This is a genomic window from Microbacterium festucae, from assembly GCF_025421715.1.
Classification (GTDB): domain Bacteria; phylum Actinomycetota; class Actinomycetes; order Actinomycetales; family Microbacteriaceae; genus Microbacterium; species Microbacterium festucae.
On record NZ_JAOEFC010000001.1, the window covers coordinates 1,298,662 to 1,318,415 of the forward strand.

16 protein-coding genes are annotated in these 19,754 nt (G+C 72.2%); 15 read left to right on the forward strand and 1 reads right to left on the reverse strand.

The window, feature by feature from the left end; translation table 11 throughout:
* Window positions 1–76 precede the first annotated feature (76 nt).
* Complete coding sequence (locus N3K63_RS05775) at window positions 77–1,120, forward strand: M24 family metallopeptidase (protein WP_261579033.1); 1,044 nt, start codon at window positions 77–79, stop codon at window positions 1,118–1,120.
* Between the two features lie 12 nt (window positions 1,121–1,132).
* On the opposite strand, the gene N3K63_RS05780 is transcribed toward N3K63_RS05775, so the two are convergent.
* A complete protein-coding gene (locus tag N3K63_RS05780) occupies window positions 1,133–1,807 on the reverse strand; it encodes a GDSL-type esterase/lipase family protein (protein WP_261579034.1) in 675 nt (224 codons plus the stop codon).
* A gap of 65 nt (window positions 1,808–1,872) precedes the next feature.
* Here N3K63_RS05780 and N3K63_RS05785 point away from each other — a divergent pair, with 65 nt between their 5' ends.
* The 14 genes from N3K63_RS05785 to arfA all read left to right on the forward strand — a co-directional run bounded on the left by N3K63_RS05785 (window position 1,873) and on the right by arfA (window position 19,743).
* On the forward strand, window positions 1,873–3,651 hold the full coding sequence (locus N3K63_RS05785) for an ABC transporter ATP-binding protein (protein WP_261579035.1): 1,779 nt from the start codon (window positions 1,873–1,875) through the stop codon (window positions 3,649–3,651).
* A gap of 34 nt (window positions 3,652–3,685) precedes the next feature.
* Complete coding sequence (locus tag N3K63_RS05790; RefSeq protein ID WP_261579036.1) at window positions 3,686–4,813, forward strand: Gfo/Idh/MocA family protein; 1,128 nt, start codon at window positions 3,686–3,688, stop codon at window positions 4,811–4,813.
* Complete coding sequence (locus tag N3K63_RS05795; protein ID WP_261579037.1) at window positions 4,810–5,727, forward strand: DUF6807 domain-containing protein; 918 nt, start codon at window positions 4,810–4,812, stop codon at window positions 5,725–5,727. Before N3K63_RS05790 ends, N3K63_RS05795 begins: the two co-directional genes overlap by 4 nt.
* Complete coding sequence (locus tag N3K63_RS05800) at window positions 5,724–6,449, forward strand: cupin domain-containing protein (protein WP_261579038.1); 726 nt, start codon at window positions 5,724–5,726, stop codon at window positions 6,447–6,449. Before N3K63_RS05795 ends, N3K63_RS05800 begins: the two co-directional genes overlap by 4 nt.
* Before the next feature lie 967 nt (window positions 6,450–7,416).
* Window positions 7,417–8,283, forward strand: coding sequence for an AraC family transcriptional regulator (locus N3K63_RS05805; RefSeq protein WP_261579039.1), 867 nt, complete (start codon window positions 7,417–7,419; stop codon window positions 8,281–8,283).
* A gap of 89 nt (window positions 8,284–8,372) precedes the next feature.
* Complete coding sequence (locus tag N3K63_RS05810; protein WP_261579040.1) at window positions 8,373–9,503, forward strand: Gfo/Idh/MocA family protein; 1,131 nt, start codon at window positions 8,373–8,375, stop codon at window positions 9,501–9,503.
* Window positions 9,500–10,441 (forward strand): family 43 glycosylhydrolase, encoded by a 942-nt coding sequence (locus N3K63_RS05815; protein WP_261579041.1) that lies wholly within the window; start codon window positions 9,500–9,502, stop codon window positions 10,439–10,441. Before N3K63_RS05810 ends, N3K63_RS05815 begins: the two co-directional genes overlap by 4 nt.
* 423 nt (window positions 10,442–10,864) lie before the next feature.
* Window positions 10,865–12,163, forward strand: a complete 1,299-nt coding sequence (locus N3K63_RS05820; RefSeq protein ID WP_261579042.1) for an ABC transporter substrate-binding protein — start codon at window positions 10,865–10,867, stop codon at window positions 12,161–12,163.
* A 94-nt stretch (window positions 12,164–12,257) separates the two neighbouring features.
* Window positions 12,258–13,250 carry a carbohydrate ABC transporter permease gene (locus tag N3K63_RS05825; RefSeq protein ID WP_261579043.1) on the forward strand — a complete coding sequence of 331 codons (993 nt, stop codon included), beginning with the start codon at window positions 12,258–12,260 and terminating at the stop codon, window positions 13,248–13,250.
* Window positions 13,247–14,188, forward strand: a complete 942-nt coding sequence (locus N3K63_RS05830) for a carbohydrate ABC transporter permease (protein ID WP_261579044.1) — start codon at window positions 13,247–13,249, stop codon at window positions 14,186–14,188. The genes N3K63_RS05825 and N3K63_RS05830 overlap by 4 nt, the downstream gene beginning before the upstream one ends.
* A 6-nt stretch (window positions 14,189–14,194) precedes the next feature.
* Window positions 14,195–14,851 carry a DUF624 domain-containing protein gene (locus N3K63_RS05835; RefSeq protein ID WP_261579045.1) on the forward strand — a complete coding sequence of 219 codons (657 nt, stop codon included), beginning with the start codon at window positions 14,195–14,197 and terminating at the stop codon, window positions 14,849–14,851.
* 29 nt (window positions 14,852–14,880) lie between these two features.
* On the forward strand, window positions 14,881–16,938 hold the full coding sequence (locus N3K63_RS05840; RefSeq protein WP_261579046.1) for a beta-galactosidase: 2,058 nt from the start codon (window positions 14,881–14,883) through the stop codon (window positions 16,936–16,938).
* A complete protein-coding gene (locus tag N3K63_RS05845) occupies window positions 16,935–18,215 on the forward strand; it encodes an ABC transporter substrate-binding protein (protein WP_261579047.1) in 1,281 nt (426 codons plus the stop codon). The genes N3K63_RS05840 and N3K63_RS05845 overlap by 4 nt, the downstream gene beginning before the upstream one ends.
* 10 nt (window positions 18,216–18,225) lie before the next feature.
* Entirely contained in the window at window positions 18,226–19,743 is a 1,518-nt protein-coding gene (gene arfA, locus N3K63_RS05850; RefSeq protein ID WP_261579048.1) for an arabinosylfuranosidase ArfA, read from the forward strand.
* Window positions 19,744–19,754 lie beyond the last annotated feature (11 nt).

The window sequence follows — 19,754 nt, forward strand, 5'->3', positions numbered from 1 at the left end:
CGAGAAAGCGTTTTCAGATCGAATCACGAGCCGCGACGACGCGAGCCGCGACGCCGCGCGCGAGGTTGGGGAGACCATGGCGACAGCAACCGACCGCGACCACAAGTGCCGGCGGGTGGCCGCCGTGCGCGCCCAGGCCGGCGGTGCCCCGCTGCTGCTGACCTCGCACGAGGCCGTCGCCTGGTACCTCGACGGTGTGCGCACCCACGTCTCGCTGGCCGGCCCCCCGGTGGTCGCGGTGCGCGTCGACGACGACGGCGACACCCTGTTCGTCGCCGACAACGAGGCCGACCGGCTCGTCGCCGAAGAGCTGCTGCCGGCAGACGCGGCCCGCCTCGTGCGGGTGCCGTGGCGCACGCCCCCGGCGGTGGCCGCCGCGGCGGCGGGAGCGGCGACCGTCGAGGCCGAGCTCGCCCCCGCCCTGCGCGCCGCGCGGGCGAGCCTGCTGCCCGGCGAGGCCGACCGCTACCGGGCGCTCGGGCGCGAGACGGCGCAGGTGCTCACCGAGGCGGCGATCACCCTCGGCCCCCGCGCGACCGAGCGCGACGCGGCCGCCGCGCTGGCCGCCGGGCTCGTCGCCCGCGGCATCGACCCGCTCGTCGTGCTGGTGGCAGGCCACGGGCGCCTGCCTCACCGGCATCCGCTCCCCACCGGCGAACCGCTCGGCGCCCGCGCGATGCTCGTGGTGTGCGGCCGGCGCCACGGCCTCATCGCCAACGCCACCCGCTGGGTGGGTGAGCTCGGCGCCGACGACGAGCGCATCCTCGCCGTCGAGGCCGCCTACTTCGCCGCGACCCGGCCCGGCGCGGTGCTCGACGACGCCTTCGCCGCCGGGTGCGCGGCCTACGCCGCGGCCGGGTTCGACGCCGACGAGTGGCACCGGCACCACCAGGGCGGCCCGACCGGGTATGCCGGGCGCGACCCGCGCGCCACCGGTGCCGAGGGCGACGTGATCGTCGAGCAGCACGCCTTCGCGTGGAACCCCAGCGCGCCCGGCGTGAAAGTCGAAGACACCGTGCTCGTCACCGCCGCCGGCGTGGAGGTGCTCACGGTCGATCCGCGGTGGCCCACCGTCACGGCATCCGGGCGGGCACGGCCCGCCGCCCGGCCGTTCGACTGATCGCGGCGCCGCTCAGCTGACCAGCTGCGAGCCGCGGGCCGGCGCATCGCCGTCGCGACGCTCGATCGCCCGCAGCGACCGCGCGACGAACGCGGCCACGGCGCGGGCGCCCTCGAGGCGGAAGTGGGTGTCGTCGGCCAGGCCGGCCGGCCACGCGGCGGTCTCGCCGGGCGCGTAGTGCGAGAGCAGCCGCGCCGAGCCCGCGTCGCCGAGGTGCTCGTAGAGCCAGGTGGTGAACACGGTCAGGTCGATGAGGGGCACGTCGAGCTCGTGCGCCAGGTCGCGCACGGCGTTGGGGTAGTCGCCGTGGGTGGGTGTGATGCGCTCGCCGTCGAACCAGCGCCGCTCGCACGAGGTGCACAGCACCGCGGCGGCGCCCCGGGCCTGCGCGTCGGCGACGAAGCGGCGCAGCAGGTCGGTGTAGCCGCCGCGGGCGGCCAGCAGCTCCGGCTCCTTCTGGTCGTTGTGGCCGAACTGAATGACGACGGTGTCGCCCGGGGCGACGCCGTCGAGCAGGGCGTCCCACGACCCGGCCGCGACGAACGACGCCGTCGTGGCGCCGCCGAAGGCGAGGTTGCGCACCGGCGCGTCCACGAACAGGGGGAGGCACTCTCCCCAGCCCGCCATCGGCTCCTCGCCGGGCTTCATGGGGGCGACGGTCGAGTCTCCGGCCAGGTGGTACGTCACGGGTGTCCTCTCGTGATTCCTCGGATGCCGCCCGGCGGCGGCCCATCGTGACTACCATGGCAGGGGTGACGAGGAAAGCGCTATCCGATCCTGCGCGGGCGATCGACGGATCGCATCCGACGCGGTCGGTGCTGCGCCTGCTGGCGCGGCGTCCGGCGCGCATGGCCGCCGCGGTGGCCGCCTTCGCGATGAAGGAGATCCCGCTGTGGTTCCTCCCCGTGGTCACCGCCGCCATCATCGACATCGTCGCCGGCGGGGGAGAGGTGACCGCCGTCCTCGGCTGGTTCGCCCTGGCCGCGGTGCTGCTCGTGCAGAACTACCCGATGCACCTCGTCTACACCCGCAACTTCATGACCGTCGTGCGCGACACCGGCGCCGACCTGCGCAATGCCCTGGCCGCCCGCCTGCAGAGCCTGTCGATCGGGTACCACACGCGGGTGAGCTCGTCGATCGTGCAGACCAAGGTGGTGCGCGACGTCGAGAACGTCGAGCTCATGCTGCAGCAGGTGACCCACCCGCTGCTGTCGGCGATGATGGTGATGATCGGCGCCATCTCGATGACGGCGATCGCGGTGCCGCAGTTCCTGCCGGTGTACGCCCTCGCCGTGCCGATCGCCATCGGCATCCGCTACGGCCTGCGCAACCGCTCGCGGGTGCGCAACGAGACCTTCCGCCGCGAGGTCGAGGTGCTCTCGGCGCGCGTCGGCGAGATGGCCTCGCTCATCCCGGTCACCCGCGCGCACGGCCTGGAGGAGACCGCCGTCACCCGCGTGCAGGCCGGCGCCGACGGCGTGCGCCGCGCGGGCCTGCACCTCGACATGCTCAACGGCCACGTCGCATCGATCTCATGGGTGGCGATGCAGCTGCTCGGGGTGGGGTGCCTGGTGCTGGCCGCCGTGTTCTCGCTCACCGGCATCCTCCCCATCACCCCCGGCGAAGTGGTGCTGCTGTCGACCTACTTCACGCTGCTGACCGGCGGGCTCACCCAGCTGCTCATGCTGATCCCGGTCGGGGCGCGCGGCCTCGAGTCGGTGCGCTCGATCGCCGAGGTGCTGCAGGAGCCCGACCTCGAGGTCAACGCCGGCAAGCGCGCCGTCGCGCACGTCGACGGGCACCTGCGCCTCGAGCACGCCTCGCACCGCTACGACGGCGCCGACAGCGACGCGCTGCACGAGATCGACCTCGACATCGCCCCGGGCCGCACCTACGCGTTCGTCGGGTCGTCGGGGTCGGGGAAGTCGACGCTGCTCAACCTCGTGCTCGGGTTCGTGCGCCCCACCGGCGGGCGCGTGCTCATCGACGGTGCCGACATGCAGGAACTCGACATGCGCACCGTGCGCCGCTCGGTGTCGGTCGTGCCGCAGGAGTCAGTGCTGTTCGAGGGGTCGATCCGCGAGAACATCGCCTACGGCCTGCCCGACGTCTCGGACGAGCGCATCACCCAGGCGCTGCGCGACGCGAACGCGTGGGAGTTCGTGCAGGAGCAGCCCCACGGCTGGGACACCGTCGTCGGCGAACGCGGCGCCCGCCTCTCGGGCGGGCAGCGACAGCGGCTCGCGATCGCCCGGGCGCTGGTGCGCGACCCGCGCATCCTGCTGCTCGACGAGGCGACCTCGGCGCTCGACCCCGAGTCGGAGCAGCTCGTCAAAGAAGCCCTCGACCGCCTCATGGCCGGGCGCACCACCCTCGTCGTCGCCCACCGCCTGTCCACCGTGCGCAAGGCCGACCGCATCGTCGTGCTCGAGCACGGGCGCATCATCGAACAGGGCACCCACACCGAGCTCGTCGAGGCCGACGGCCGCTATGCCCGACTGCATCTGACCCAGGCGGGGCTCGCCGGCTGAGCCCTGCCCCCGCACGCCACACGAAGGAGTGAGAGTGTCCGACCCCCAACCCGCCGCACGGCGGGTCGCCCTCATCGGCACCGGTGCCATCGCCCACGCCCACGCGCAGGCCGTCATCGACCTGGCCCCCCGCGTCGAGATCGTCGCCGTCGTCGACGTCGACGCGGCGCGCGCCCGGGCGTTCGCCGACCGGTTCGCGCCCGGCGCGGCCGTGTACCCGGATGCCGGCGCGCTGCTGCGCGGTGAGCACCTCGACCTCGTGCACATCTGCACGCCGCCGCAGACGCACGTGCCGCTGGCGATCCAGGCCCTGCGAGCCGGCGTCCCCGCCCTCATCGAGAAGCCGACCGCCCTGAGCCTGGCCGAGATGGACGAGCTCGTCGCCGTCTCCCGCGAGACGGGCGTGCCCGCCCTCACCGTGTTCCAGCACCGGTTCGGCCCGGCCGCGGTGCGGCTGCGCCGGCTCCTCGCGGGCGGCGTGCTCGGCCGGCCCCTCGTGGCCACCTGCGAGACGCTCTGGTACCGCACGGCCGACTACTTCGACCTGCCGTGGCGCGGGCGATGGGAGATCGAGGGCGGCGGGCCCACGATGGGCCACGGCATCCACCAGTTCGACCTGCTGCTGTCGGTGCTGGGCCCGTGGACGCGCCTGTCGGCGTTCGCCGCGCGGCAGGCGCTGCCCACCGACACCGAGGACGTGTCGATGGCGCTCGTCGAGTTCGACAACGGGGCGCTGGCGACCGTGGTGAACTCCCTCGTCTCGCCGCGCGAGACCTCGCGCCTGCGGTTCGACTTCGCCCACGCCACGGTGGAGGTCGAGCACCTCTACGGCTACACCGACGCCGACTGGACGTTCACCCCCGCGCCCGGGCACGAGCATCTCGCCGAGCTGTGGGCGGAGGACGCGTCGGACGAGACCAGCGGTCACCGCGGGCAGATCGCCGCGATCCTCGACGCGTGGGATGCCGGCCAGGTGCCGGCGGCGGCGGCCGACGACGCCCGGCGCACCCTCGAGTTCGCCGCGGCCACCTACGCTTCGGCCTTCCGCGGCCGCCCCGTCGCCGCCGGTGAGATCGCCGGCGACGACCCCTTCCTGCGCTCCATGGACGGCGGCGCCGTGCCGTGGGGTCCGGCCCCATCCCGCCAGGAGGCGCACGCATGACCCTCTCCCTCGTCCACGATCAGGGCACCGGCTTCACGGTGCGCGCCGGCGACGTCGACCTGCTGCACTGCGTCTACGCGCCCGACTCGCCGCAGCTCGAGTCGCCCAAGCCCTACCTGCACCCGCTGCGTACCCGCGCCGGTCACGTCGTCAGCGCGTTCCGGCCGTGGGACCACGTGTGGCACAAGGGCATCGCCTGGTCGCTGCCGGTGGTCGGCGACGAGAACTTCTGGGGCGGACCCACCTATGTGCACGGGCAGTCGTATGTGCAGCTTCCCAACGACGGCGCGCAGCGTCACGTCGGCATCCGCGAGCTCTCCGACGCCGACGGGGTCGTCACGTTCGCGCACGACCTCGACTGGATCAGCCAGGCGGGCGTGCGCATGTTCACCGAGCAGCGCACCCTCACCGCCCGCGTGCTCGCCGACGACGCCTGGGCCCTCACCTTCGAGACGGCGATGACCAACGTCACCGACGACGCCGTCGCGATCGGTTCCCCCACTACCAAGGGGCGCGACAACGCCGGCTACGGCGGACTCTTCTGGCGCGGTCCGCGCGCGTTCACCGGCGGCACCCTGGTCACCGCCGACGGCACCGGCACCGGCGCCGACGTGCGCGGCCAGCGCCACGAGTGGATGGGCTTCGAGGGCCGCCACGACGAGGTCGACGCGACATCGCTGGTGGTCATGGTCGACGCCGCCGACAACCCGCACCACCCGCCGCAGTGGTTCGCCCGCTCCGAGGAGTTCGCCGCGCTCAACCCGGCGCCGTTCTTCAGCGAGGAGGTCGTGGTCGGTGCGGGCGAGACCGTGCGCTTCCGCTACGGCATCGCGATCGCCGACGCCGACCGCGCGCGGGCAGCCGAACTGGCCACCGCCCTGCGCGCGCTGATCGGGGCGGGGGTGTCGGCGTGAGCGCACCCTTCCCGGGCGGCACCGCGGTGACCGACCTGCAGGTGTACGACTGGGAGGCGGCCGACGGATGCCGGGGCGGCACGCCCCACCTGCACACCGCCTCCAGCGAGGGGTATGTCGTGGTCGGCGGCGCCGGTGCCGTGCACACCCTGTCGGCAGACGGGGCGGCCGAACACCCCCTCGCCCCCGGCGATGTCGTCTGGTTCACCCCGGGCACCGTGCACCGCCTCGTCAACGACGGCGACCTGCGCCTGCTGGTGGTGATGTCCAACGCCGGGCTCCCCGAGGCCGGCGACGCGGTGCTCACCTTCCCCGCCGAGGTGCTCGACGACCCCGAGGCGTACGCCGCGGCCGTCGCGCTCCCCGCCGGCGACGGCCGCGAGGCGGCCGCGCGCGCCCGCCGCGACCTCGCGATGCGGGGCTATCTCGAACTGCGCGACGCCGTCGACTCCCACGGGCCCGCCGCGCTGGCCGACCTGCACGCCCGCGCGGCGCGCCTCGTGCGCCACCGCATCCCGCAGTGGCGGGACCGCTGGGAGGCGACCGTCGCCGCCGAGACCGCGCGCACCCGCGCGCAGCTCGACGCGCTCGCCGCCGGCGACGTGGGGGCGCTGCCGACGGCATCCGTCGCCCGCGCCGTGCCGACGGGCGCCGAACGCACCCTCGGCATGTGCGGACGGCTGCACACCTGGCACTGGCCCACCGGCGCCGACGCCGACTGACGGGGCGCGCCGATCGCGCGTGGTCATCCCGTTCCGGCGCAGTCCGGATGCTGTCGCGTCGATCTCGGAGATCGTCACCGAGTTCGGAGCATTCGGCCGAGAAGCTCCGCCGTGGGTCGCGTCCTCCGAGGTGCGTGCTGCCTGGTGGCGCGTGGCGGGTGGGGCGCGTGATCCCGTTCCGGCGCAGTCCGGATGCCGTCGCGCCGATGTCGGAGATCGTCACCGAGTTCGGAGCATGCGGCCGAGAAGCTCCGACGTGGGTGGCGTCCTCCGACGTGGGTGCTGCCTGGTGGCGCGTGGCGGGTAGGGCGCGTGATCCCGTTCCGGCGCGGTCCGGATGCCGTCGCGCCGACATCGGAGATCGTCACCGGGTTCGGAGCCTGCGGCCGAGAAGCTCCGACGTGGGTGGCGTTCTCCGAGGTGCGTGCTGCGCGGTGGGCCGCGCCGGGTGGGGCGCGTGATCCCGTTCCGGCGCGGTCCGGATGCCGTCGCGCCGACGTCGGAGATCGTCACCGTGTTCGGAGCATGCGGCCGGGAAGCTCCGACGTGGGTCGCGTCCTCCGAGGTGCGTGCTTCGCTGTGGGCGCGCCGGGTAGGGCGCGTGATCCCGTTCCGGCGCAGATCGGATGCCGTCGCGCCGACATCGGAGATCGTCACCGTGTTCGGAGCATGCGGCCGAGAAGCTCCGACCTGGGTCGCGTCCTCCGAGGCGGGTGCTGCCTGGGGGCGCGTACCGGGTAGGGCGCGTGATCCCGTTCCGGCGCAGATCGGATGCCGTCGCGCCGACATCGGAGATCGTCACCGTGTTCGGAGCATGCGGCCGGGAAGCTCCGACGCGGGTCGCGTTCTCCGAGGTGCGTGCGGCACGGCGGCGCTTCCGGCAGGGCCGGGCGACCGATCCGATCGGGCATCGAAAGTCGGGTGCTGCCCGCCGGGATCGGGAAAGGTGGGGGTCGAAGGAGGCGCCATGATCGCGGAGCTGAACAGGCTGGTCGAGCTGATCGAGGCTCGCCTCGACGACGACCTCGACGTCGCGTCGCTGGCGGCCGGGCTCGGCACGACGCAGTACCACCTCCGCCGGATGTTCTCGTCGTTGGCGGGCATGCCGCTGTCGGAGTACGTCCGGCGGCGCCGGATGACTCTCGCCGCGGCCGACATCGTCGGCGGTGACGATCTGCTGAAGATCGCGGTGCGCTACGGCTACGGCTCGACCGAGGCGTTCGGCCGGGCGTTCCGGTCGGTGCACGGTGCGCTGCCGGGCGAGGTCCGGCGGGGCGGCGGCCCCCTTCGCACGCAACCGCAGCTCAGGTTCCGCCTGACCGTCGAAGGGAACAGCACCATGGACACCCGCATCACCGAGCGGCCGGCCTTCCGCCTCGTCGGCCACGCGACGCGCGTGCCGCTCATCCATCACGGGATCAACCCGCACATCCAGGCGCACATCGCCGCGCTGCCGGCGGCCGAGCACGCGCGCCTCAAAGCCCTGGGCGACACGGAGCCGCACGGCATCCTGCAGGTGAGCGACGACGTCGACGCCGACTACGCCGAGGGCAGTGAGCTGACCTACCTGCACGGCGTCGCGCTCGCCGCGGCGACGCCGGTGCCCGACGACCTCGACGCCATCGAGGTTCCCGGCGGCACGTGGGCGGTGTTCCGCGCGGCGGGGGAGTATCCCGCCGCGCTGCAGCAGGTGTGGAGCGCGACGGCGACCGACTGGTTCCCCTCGAACCCGTGGCGCCTGCGGCCCGGGCCGTCGATGGTCGCGGTGCTCGAGCGGGCCGACGACTTCCGCACCGCCGTGTGCGAGCTCTGGCTGCCCGTCGAACGCGCGTGAGGCGGACCGCGTGGGGGACCGCCGCGCGGATAGCGCTTTCCCTCGAAACGTTTTAGGCTGGCATCATCCCACCTCGATGCGGAGGATCCGTGCCCAGCACTCCCGCGCCCGCCGGCGCCGCCCCTGACGTCCACGCCCGCACGCTGCGCTGCGCCATCATCGGCACGGGCGCCGTCGCGCACCTGCACGCCCGCGCCGTCGCGCAGCATCCGCGCGCGGCGCTGGTGGCCGTCACCGATCTCGACCGCACCCGCGCCGAGGCCTTCGCGGCCGAGCACGGCGGCCACGTCCACGACACGCTCGAGGCCCTGCTCGCCGCCGAACGCCCCGACGTCGTGCTCGTGTGCACGCCCCCCGGTGCGCACCGCGCGCAGACGCTCGCCGCCTTCGCGGCGGGGGCGCACGTGGTGGTCGAGAAGCCCCCGGCGCCGTCGCTGGACGAACTCGACGAGATGCGCGCCGCCGCGGCGGCCGCGGGGCGGCGCCTGGCGGTCGTCTTCCAGCAGCGCACCGGCACGGCCGCCGCGCACGTGAAGCGGCTGCTGGCGGCGGGCGCCCTCGGCCGGCCGCTGCTGGCCGTGTGCGAGACCCTCTGGTTCCGCGGCGACGACTACTTCGCGGTGCCGTGGCGCGGCCGATGGGAGACCGAGGGCGGCGGCACCACCCTCGGCCACGGCATCCATCAGATCGATCTGCTCGCCTACCTGCTGGGCGACTGGGCCAGCGTGGAGGGCCGGCTGTGGCGCCTCGACCGCGAGACGCAGACCGAAGACGCCTCGACGGCGACGGTCACCTTCGCCGGCGGCGCGGTGGCGCAGGTGGTCACCAGCGCCGTCTCGCCGCGTCAGGTCAGCGCCATCCGCATCGACACCCAAAAGGCCACCGTCACCGTCGACCATCTCTACGGTCACGGACACGACGACTGGAAGATCACGCCCGCACCCGGGTTCGAGTCCGAGGCGGAGGGCTGGGCGCTACCGGCCGACGAGGAGCGCAGCGACCACGCGCCGCTGCTGCGCGACGTGTTCGACGCGCTGCTGGCGGACGCCCCGCTGCCGCCCACGGCCGCCGATCCGGCGCGGTCGTTCGAGATCGTCGCCGCCATCTACGCCTCGGCGGCCGCCGGCGGGGCCCCGGTGACCCCGGCCGACCTCGCCGCGCACCCGACGCACCGCGGGGGCTTCGCCAGCCCGGTGACCGACATGCGTCCGGCTCCGTGACCGCCACCGAGCTGTACCGCGACCCGGTCTACGACGGCGCGACCGACCCCGTCGTGCGGGTCGTGGGCGACCGGTGGTGGATGTTCTACACCCAGCGCCGCGCCAGCCACCCCGCCCCCGGACCGGGCGTCGCCTGGGTGCACGGCAGCCGCATCGGCATCGCCCACTCCGACGACGGGCGTGCCTGGCGGTACGCGGGCACCCTCGAGCCGGATGCCGTCGGCGACCGGCTGGCGCTGAGGGCCGGTGCCCCGCCGGCCGAGGTCGAACGCACCTACTGGGCGCCCGAGGTCATCCACGACGGCGACCGGTGGCGCATGTACGTGACCGAGATCGACGGCATCCCCACCCGGTGGGAAGGCCACGCCCGCGAGATCGTCGAGTACGTCTCGGACGACCTCGCCCGCTGGCAGCGGCGGGGCGCGGTGCCCCTGGCGAGCGATCGGGTCATCGACGCCGCAGTGGCCCGCACCCCCGACGGCCGCTGGCGGCTGTGGTGCAAAGACGAGGCCGCCGACTCGGTCACCCGGGTGGCCGTCTCGGACGACCTGTCGACGTGGCAGGTGGAGGGGACGGCGGTCGGCGGGCGCCCGCACGAGGGGCCGACCGTGTTCGCCCTCGGCGGCAGCTGGTGGATGATCGTCGACGAGTGGCGGGGGATGGCGGTGCACCGCTCGCCCGACGCGGTGACCTGGGAGCGGCAGGGCGGGCCCGACGCGGTCGTCCTCGCCGCCGGCGCCGTGCCCGGGCCCGGCTTCGGGCACCACGGGGCGGTGCTGCAGCACGACGGCGACACCTGGCTCTACTTCTTCGGGCATCCCGCCCGCGCCTACGACCCGTCGTCGTCGCACACCGCGGATGCCGACGAGCGGCGCTGCGCCGTCTACCGCGCACGGCTGCAGGTGACCGACGGCCTGCTGCACGTCGCCCCCGAATGACGGGCCCCCGCCCCGTCGAGTGTCCAAGACACGCGGATGCCGACGAGCGGCGCTGCGCCGTCTACCGCGCACGGCTGCAGGTGACCGACGGCCTGCTGCACGTCGCCCCCGAATGACGGGCCCCCGCCCCGTCGAGTGTCCAAGACACGCGGATGCCGGCGCGAGCCAGCCGCGTGTCCTGGACACTCGGCGTGGGGTGGGCGGGCGGACCGGGGTCGCGGGAGGGGGCGGGGCGTGCGGGGTGACCGCGGTGGCGGCGTTAGTGAAACGTTGCAAGTTTTGCTTGCGAAACGTTTTTGCGTGAGGTAGCGTCAGCGGCAAGCGCTTTCCCGAATGCACCAGATCTCAGGTGGCGCACCACCGCACTCACACGGACAACGAATGTTCGCGGGAAGAACGCAGACGTTCGAAGAGAGGACAAAGATGTTCAGCAAGAAGCGGGCACTGGCCGCCGTCGCCTTCGCGACCGGCGCCGCCCTGGCCCTCGCCGGCTGCGCCGGAGGCGGCGACCCCGAACCGGCCGCCACGTTCGACCCCGACGAGAAGGTCACCCTCGACCTCGCCTTCTGGGGCAACGACGTGCGCGCCGAGCTCTACAACGAGGCGATCGCGGCGTTCAACGAGGAATACCCGAACATCACCGTCAACGCCACGTTCCTGGGCTTCCCCGAGTTCTGGGAGAAGCGTCAGACCGAGGCGGCCGGCGGCAACCTCCCCGACGTCATGCAGTTCGACTACTCCTACCTGCGTCAGTACTCGCAGAACAACCTGCTGCTCGACCTCGACCCCTACCTCGGGGGCATCATCGACACCGAGCCGCTGAGCGAGAACATCCTCGGCATCGGCGTGGTCAACGACACCACCTACGGCATCCCCACCTCCACCAACGCGTGGGGCCTGTTCACCAACCCGGTGCTGCTCGAGCAGGCCGGCGTCGACGAGTTCGCCGGCGGCAGCTGGGACGACTACGCGGCCTGGATGACCGAGGTCACCGAGGGTGCCGGCGGCGCCTTCTGGGGCGGCGCAGACTACGCCGGTCGCATCCAGAACTTCGAGCTGCAGCTGCGCTCGGAGGGCTCGTACCTCTTCAACGACGCGGGCGAGCCCGGCTTCGACGAGGCGCGTCTCACCGAGTTCTGGGAGTCCAGCGCCGACATCCGCGAGAACGGCACGATCATCCCGCAGCAGCGTGTGGAGGAGGTCGCTCCCAAGGGCGGCTTCGACTCGGCGCTGACGGCCAGCGAGCTCACCTGGGACAACTTCGGCGCCGGTTACCTCGGCGGCCTCGGCGAGGGGTACACCGAGCTCGGCCTTATCGAGCCCCCCGTCACCGAAGAGGGCGCCAAGGACCTCTACCTGAAGCCGTCGATGCTGCACACGATCTCGGCCAAGACCGACCACCCCGAGGCGGCCGCGACGCTCGTGAACTTCCTCATCAACTCGCCCGAGTCGGGAGAGATCTTCGGCACGAACCGCGGCCTGCCGGCCTCGGAGACCGCCCTGGCCGCCGCCGACCTCGACCCGCTGAGCCAGCAGGTCAAGGACTACGAGGCATCGATCGCCGACCGCCTCGGCGACGCCCCGCCCGTGCCGATCGTCGGCTACGGCACCATCGAGGAGAAGTTCCGTCAGCTGGGCATCGAGCTCGCCTTCGGCACCGTCACCGTCGATGACGCCGTCTCGCAGTTCTTCTCCGAGATGAACGTCGTCCTGGGTCAGTGACCACGCTTCCGGGGGCTCGGCCGACCAGGCCGGGCTCCCGGAACACCACCTCCCCATCCGTCCCGCCATCGGCCTCATCACCGCAGGAGCATCCGTGAGCACCACCGCGACCAGGGTCATCGTGACCGGAGAGCGTCGTCAGCGTCGCCTCGTCCGTCGTAACAAGCCCGAGGAGTACACCCGTCCTGGGCAGAGGGGCCGGCAGCGTCGGGAGACGTTGTCGGGGTACGGGTTCCTGATCCCGTGGCTGGTCGGGTTCTTCGGGTTGACGATCGTGCCGATGGTGTACTCGCTCTACCTGTCGTTCACGTCGTACAACATCTTCAGCCCGCCGAAGTGGATCGGGTGGGACAACTACGTCCGTCTGTTCACGAATGATCCGCAGTTCATGCAGTCGGCGCAGATCACGTTGATCTATGTGCTGGTGGGTACTCCGATCACGTTGGCGGCGGCGCTGGTGGTGGCGATGCTGTTGAACTTCCGTGACAAGGGGTCGGGGTTCTTCCGGTCGGCGTTCTATGCGCCGAGCCTGATCGGCGGGTCGGTGTCGGTGGCGATCGTGTGGCGGGCGATGTTCGCCTCGGACGGTCCGGTCGACAGTGGTCTGAGTTTCTTCGGGATCGATCTGGGGGGCTGGATCGGCAACCCGGCGCTGGTGCTGCCGGCGATGATCCTGCTGTCGGTGTGGCAGTTCGGCGCGACGATGGTGATCTTCCTGGCCGGGCTCAAGCAGATCCCGAAGGAGTTGTACGAGGCGGCGGAGATGGATGGTGCGGGTGCGTGGCACCGGTTCCGTGCGGTGACGATCCCGATGCTGTCGCCGGTGATCTTCTTCAACCTGCTGCTGGGGCTGATCGGCGCGTTCCAGGTGTTCGCGTCGGCGTACATCATCTCCAACGGTTCGGGTGGCCCGGCCGGGATGACGAACTTCATCACCCTGTACCTCTACAAGCGGGGCTTCAGCGACGGGCAGATGGGGTATGCCGCGGCGATCGCGTGGGTGCTGCTGGTGGTCGTGGCGATCATCGCCTTCATCCTGTTCCGCACCCAGCGCAACTGGGTCCACTACTCGGGAGACAACCGATGAGCACTTCCAACGCGTACACGACCTCGGGTGCGGCCTCCACGCCGGTGTTCGCCCAGCAGCAGGCCATGCCCGCCCCGCCGGTGAAGAACCGCCGCACCGTGAAGCGCAAGACCTGGCAGACGGTCATCTGGGCCGTGGTGCTGCTCGTGCTCACCGCGATCGTGCTGTACCCGCTGGTGTGGCTGGTGTTCGCCACGTTCAAGCCCAACAGCGAGTTCGGGCAGAACATGGCCATCCTCCCCAACAGCCCCACCCTCGACAACTACGCGAAGGTGATGGAGGGCATCGCCGGGGTGCCGATGTGGCGGTTCTTCGCGAACTCGCTCGTGCTGGCCGTGCTCGCCGTGGTCGGCACCGTGCTCAGCTCCGCCCTGGCCGCCTACGCGTTCGCCCGCATCCGCTTCAAGGGACTCGGCATCCTGTTCGCCGCGATGATCGGCACCCTGCTGCTCCCGTTCCACGTCGTGATCATCCCGCAGTACATCATCTTCAACTCGCTGGAGATGGTCGACACGATCTGGCCGATCGTGCTGCCGAAGTTCCTCGCGACCGAAGCGTTCTTCGTGTTCCTGCTCGTCCAGTTCATCCGCCAGATGCCCGCCGACATGGACGAAGCGGCCCGCATCGACGGCGCCGGCCACGTGCGCATCTTCTGGTCGATCATCCTCCCCCTCATCAAACCCGCCCTCATCACCTGCGCGATCTTCGCGTTCATCTGGTCGTGGAACGACTTCCTCGGACCCCTGCTCTACCTCACCAGCCCCGAGAACTACCCCCTCCCCATCGCCCTGCGCCTCTACAACGACCAGACCTCCTCCTCCGACTACGGCGCCACCGTCACCGCCAGCTTCGTCGCCCTCCTCCCCGTGCTCCTGTTCTTCCTCGTCTTCCAACGATTCCTCGTCGACGGCGTCGCCACCCAAGGACTCAAGGGCTGACCGGTGATGACCACCGTGACCAGCCGGCGCGAAGAGCGTGCCGTGCGCCGGGCCGAGGAGTCGGGCTCGGGCCCGGTGCGCGAGGAGCGCGCCCCGGCCCGCTTCCCCGGTGCCTCGGCGAAGTTCGCCCTGTTCGGCGAGGTGCTGATGGTCGGCGTGCTCGTCACACTGGCCGGCATCCTCGTGGTCACCCTGCCGGCGGCCCTCGTGGCCGGCATCCGGCACCTGCGCCGCTTCATCGCGGCGGAGGGATCGCCGATGAGCGCGTTCTGGAGCGACTACCGCCGGGCCCTTCCCGGGGGCCTCGCCGTCGGCGCCGGTGCGGTGCTGCTGTCGGGCGTGCTCGTGATCGACATCTTCGTCGCCGGCTCGGGCGCGCTTCCCGGCGGGCAGGTCATCGCTGCGCTGGGCTGGGTGGGCCTGGCCGCGGTCGCCGTGGCGCTGCTGATCGCCGCGTCGCAGTGGTCGCCGGAGAGCCGGTGGCTGCCGGCCCTGCGCGCTGTTCCGCGGCAGGTGGCGGCCGACCCGGTGGGGGCGCTCTACCTCGCCGTCGCCGCCGGCCTCACCGGCGTGGTGACCTGGATGCTCTTCCTGCTGTTCGTCCCCGCGCTGGGCTGCGCCACCCTCGCCGCCGTCGCCGTTCCGCACCGACGCGGCCGCTGACCCCCATCCCCCCGAACCTGGAGACGCACGTGCAGTACGGCGCCGACTACAACCCCGACCAATGGCCGGAGGAGGTCTGGGACGAGGACGTGCGTCTCATGCGCGAGGCGGGCGTCACCGTGGTGAGCCTCGGCATCTTCGCCTGGTCGCGCCTGCAGCCGGCCGAGGACGTCTGGGACTTCGCGTGGCTCGACCGCGTGCTCGACACCCTGCACGCCGGCGGCATCGCCGTGAACCTCGCCACCGCCACCGCGTCGCCGCCGCCGTGGGTGAGCGCGACCTACCCCGACACCCTGCCCGCCGACGAGAGCGGCGCCTCGTACTGGCCGGGCAGCCGGCAGCACTTCGCGCCGAGCTCGCCCACCTACCGGCGCCTGGCCGGCGAGCTCGTCCGCCGCCTGGCCGAGCGCTACGTCGGGCACCCCGCGGTCGTGCTCTGGCACGTCGGCAACGAGTACGGCTGCCACCTCTGGATGGACTTCTCGGATGCCGCGCGCGACGCCTACCGCGGCTGGCTGCGGGCGCGCTACGTCGAGGTCGACGCGCTCAACGAGGCGTGGGGCACCACCTTCTGGTCGCAGCGGTACGGCTCGTTCGACGAGATCTTCCCGCCGCGGCTCGCGCCCTACAGCCACAACCCGTCGTCGATGCTCGACTGGCGCCGGTTCACCTCCGACATGCTGCTGGAGTGCTACCTCATGGAGCGCGAGATCCTGCTCGCGGCCGGGGCGACGCAGCCGATCACCACGAACTTCATGGGCCCGTTCAAGCCCGCCGACTACCGGCGCTGGGCTCCCCACATGGACGTCATCGCCGACGACTGCTACCCCGATCCCGCCAACCCCCACCGGGTGCGCGACGCCGCCTTCCAGCGCGACCTCGTGCGTTCGCTCAAGCCCGGGACGCCGTGGATCCTCATGGAGCAGGCCACGGATGCCGTCAACTGGCGCCCCGCCAACCCCGGCAAGGCTCCGGGCGTGCTGGCTGCCGAGTCGGCGCAGTCGATCGGGCGCGGCGCCGACGGCATCATGTTCTTCCAGTGGCGGCAGTCGCGCGCCGGCAGCGAGAAGTTCCACTCGGCGATGCTGCCGCACACCGGCACCGACACCCGCGTGTGGCGGGAGGTCTCGGCCCTGGGCGAGCGCCTGGCGGCGCTGCCCGCCCTGCCCGCCCCCGGCCGTGACGCGCGCGTGGCGCTGGTGTTCGACTGGGAGAACTGGTGGGCGCTCGAGGAGCGCGACCACCCCGTCGACATCGAGTACCTTCCGATCGTCGTGGCCTGGTACGGGGCGCTGCACCGCCTCGGCATCCCGGTCGACATCGTCCCGGCAGAGCAGATCGACGACGGCTACGACCTCGTCCTGGCGCCGGCCCTCTACCTGCTGCGCGCCGAGGGCGCCGCAGCACTCACCACGTTCGTCGGCGGCGGGGGCACGCTTCTGGCGGGTCCCTTCACGGACGTCGTCGACGAGCATGACCAGTTCCGCCCCGGCGGATTCCTCACCCAGCTCGGCCCGGTGCTGGGGGTGCGGTTCGAGGACTTCGCCGCCCTCGGCCGCTCGTCGGGCGGAGCGATGGGCGTCGGCGCCCTGTCGGTGGTCGACACGGGAGGCGAGGCCGAGACCGTGCGGTTCGATCTCGACGGCGTCACCGTCACGGGGTCGCTGCACGCCGAGGTCGTCCACCCGGTGGGCGCCCAGGTCGTCAGCACCTTCGCCGACGGCCGCTCGGCCGGCGCCCCCGCGGTCACCCGGCACCGCAGCGGCGCCGGCGAGGCCTGGTACGTGGCCACGATGCCCGACGCCGACGGGGTGGCCGCGCTGACCGCGATGCTCGTCGAGGCGTCGGGGGCGCGTCCGCTCGTGCCCGACCTGCCCGCCGGTGTCGAGGTCGCCCGCCGCGGCGATGTCGTCACCCTCATCAACCACACCGACGCCGGTGTGCAGCTGACCCTCACCGGCACCGACCTCGAGTCGGGTGTCGACGCCGACACGTGGGCGCTCACCCCGCAGCAGGTCGTGTTCGTCCGCGTGCCCGCCTCCGCCCCGCATCCTCCCGCACCGACGCAGAACAGGACCCACCCATGAGAAACCCCCGACACACGCTGACCGCTGCCGCCGCCATCGCCGTGGCCGGCCTCGTGCTCACCGGCTGCGCCGGCGGCGCGAGCGAGGAGACCGCCTACGACCCTGAGGCGCCGGTGACCTTGAACTTCGCGTTCTGGGGCAACGACGACCGGGCGACCCGCTACAACGACCTGATCGCGGCCTTCAACGAGGAGTACCCGCAGATCACCGTCAACGCCTCCTTCACCGATTTCCCGAGCTTCTGGGAGAAGCGGCAGACCGAGGCCGCCGGCGGCGGCCTGCCCGACGTCTTCCAGTTCTCCGACAGCTACCTGCGCCAGTACGGCCAGTCGGGCAACCTGCTCGACCTCGCGACGGTCGACGACTACATCGACACCACGACCTTCGAGGACGGGCTGCTGGGCACCGGCGCGCTCGAGGGCGTGCAGTACTCCCTCCCCACCGGCTACAGCCTGTGGGCGAACTTCGTCAACGACGACCTCCTCGCCACAGCGGGTGTCGAGGTGCCCGAGGGCGGCACGAGCTTCGCCGACTTCGACGACTGGATGGCCGAGGTCACCACGGCGACCGGCGGCGCCGTCTACGGCGGCACCGACTACACCCAGCGCATCCAGACCTTCGAGCTGCAGCTGCGCGCCGACGGCGGCAACCTCTACACCGAGGACGGCGAGCTCGGCTTCACCGAAGACCAGCTGCGCGAGTACTGGGAGTCGGGGGCGACCATCCGCGACGGCGTGACCGTGCCCCAGCAGCGCCTCGAAGAGCTCTCGCCCAAGTCGGGCTTCGGCGCCGGCGTCACCGCCAGCGAGATGAGCTGGAGCAACTTCCTGGGCGGCTACCTCGCCGACTCGGGGTCGTCGGCGATCTCGCTGGTCGCCCCGCCCACCGCCAAGGCCGGGTCGAAGGACCTCTACCGCCAGGCGGGTCTGCAGATGGCCATCGCCGAGAACACCGAGCACCCCGAGGCGGCGGCGCTGTTCCTCGACTTCGTGGTCAACAGCGAGAAGGCGGGCGAGATCTTCGGCACGACGCTGGGCTTCCCGGCATCCTCGAGCAAGCTCGCCGGCGCGACGCTGGAGGGCCCCGACAAGCAGGTGGCCGACTACATCGACGCCAACGCCGACCGCATCGGCGACGCCCCGCCGGTGCCGGTGGTGGGCTACGGCTCGCTCGAGCAGACGTTCTGGGACCTCGGCAAGTCGATCGGGCTGGGGGCGATCAGCGTCGACGACGCCGTGAACTCGTTCTTCTCCGAAGCCGACGCGATCCTCGGCTGAGCGGCGACGCATGAGCCACGCACGCCTCGACCCGCACCATGCCGTCGCCGACATCGACCGGCGCCTGTTCGGCGGCTTCGTCGAGCACCTCGGCCGCCACATCTACGACGGCATCTTCGAACCGGGCCACCCCACCGCCGACGCCGACGGGTTCCGCGCCGATGTGATCGAGCTCGTCAGAGAGCTCGGGGTCTCCACCATCCGCTACCCCGGGGGCAACTTCGTCTCGGGATACCGGTGGGAAGACGGCGTCGGCCCGGTGGCCGAGCGCCCGCGCCGGCTCGACCTGGCCTGGCATTCCACCGAGACCAACGAGGTGGGCCTGCACGAGTTCCAGAGCTGGCTCGACAAGGTCGGCTCCGAGCTCATGCTCGCCGTCAACCTCGGCACCCGCGGCACGCAGGAGGCGCTCGACCTGCTCGAGTACGCCAACTCCGACGCGCAGACCGCGTGGACGGCCCAGCGCGCCGACAACGGCCGGCCGCAGCCGTTCGGGGTGTCGATGTGGTGCCTGGGCAACGAGATGGACGGTCCGTGGCAGATCGGGCACAAGAACGCCCACGACTACGGCACGCTCGCCTCGCAGACGGCGAAGGCCATGCGGATGCTCGACCCCGGCATCGAGCTGGTGGTGTGCGGGTCGTCGGGGCGTGGCATGCCGACGTTCGGCTCGTGGGAGCGCACGGTGCTCGAGCACACCCTCGACGACGTCGACTTCATCTCGTGCCACTCCTACTACCAGGAGCGGGGCGGCGACGCGCAGGAGTTCCTCGCCTCGGGCGTCGACATGGCGCGCTTCATCGAATCGGTCGTCGCGATCGCCGACACCGTGGCGGCGACGGCCAAGAGCTCCAAGCGCATCATGATCTCGTTCGACGAGTGGAACGTCTGGTACCTGCACGACGACGACGGCGGGCAGAACGACAAGCCCGCCGAGGCGGGCTGGCCGGTCGCGCCGCGGCTGCTCGAAGACCGGTACCACGCGCTGGATGCCGTCGTGTTCGGCGATCTGCTGATCACGCTGCTGCAGCACGCCGACCGGGTGCGCTCGGCGTCGCTGGCCCAGCTGGTCAACGTCATCGCCCCGATCATGACCGAGCCCGGGGGCATCGCCTGGAAGCAGACGACCTTCTTCCCGTTCTCGATCACGTCACGGCTGGCGCACGGGCGCGCGGTGCGGGTGCCGGTGGATGCCGGCACGTTCGCCTCCGCCGCGTTCGGCGAGGTGGCCGCGGTCAACGCCGTGGCCACCATCGACGACGACGGGGTCTCGCTGTTCGTCGTCAACCGCTCCACGACCGAGGCCACCGACCTGCGCGTCGATCTGGCCCCGCTCGTCGCAGCGCGCGGGACCGGCGTGCGGCTGGTCGAGTCGCACCTGCTGCACGACGACGACCTCTACGCCGCGAACACCCTCGATCAGCCGGGCCGCGTCGGGGTGCGACCGGTGCCGGGCGCGCGGGTCGAGGGCGACGTGCTGGTGCTGCCGCTGCCCGCCGTCTCGTGGGCCGCCGTGCGGCTGGCCTGACCCCGTGGTGC

What these genes read in the sequence shown, in the direction of transcription:
- N3K63_RS05820 (WP_261579042.1), top strand. Translation starts at nt 10,865, where the DNA reads ATGTTCAGCAAGAAGCGGGCACTGGCCGCCGTCGCCTTCGCGACCGGC.
- N3K63_RS05805 (WP_261579039.1), top strand. Translation starts at nt 7,417, where the DNA reads ATGATCGCGGAGCTGAACAGGCTGGTCGAGCTGATCGAGGCTCGCCTC.
- N3K63_RS05835 (WP_261579045.1), top strand. Translation starts at nt 14,195, where the DNA reads ATGACCACCGTGACCAGCCGGCGCGAAGAGCGTGCCGTGCGCCGGGCC.
- N3K63_RS05845 (WP_261579047.1), top strand. Translation starts at nt 16,935, where the DNA reads ATGAGAAACCCCCGACACACGCTGACCGCTGCCGCCGCCATCGCCGTG.
- N3K63_RS05830 (WP_261579044.1), top strand. Translation starts at nt 13,247, where the DNA reads ATGAGCACTTCCAACGCGTACACGACCTCGGGTGCGGCCTCCACGCCG.
- N3K63_RS05795 (WP_261579037.1), top strand. Translation starts at nt 4,810, where the DNA reads ATGACCCTCTCCCTCGTCCACGATCAGGGCACCGGCTTCACGGTGCGC.
- arfA (WP_261579048.1), top strand. Translation starts at nt 18,226, where the DNA reads ATGAGCCACGCACGCCTCGACCCGCACCATGCCGTCGCCGACATCGAC.
- N3K63_RS05775 (WP_261579033.1), top strand. Translation starts at nt 77, where the DNA reads ATGGCGACAGCAACCGACCGCGACCACAAGTGCCGGCGGGTGGCCGCC.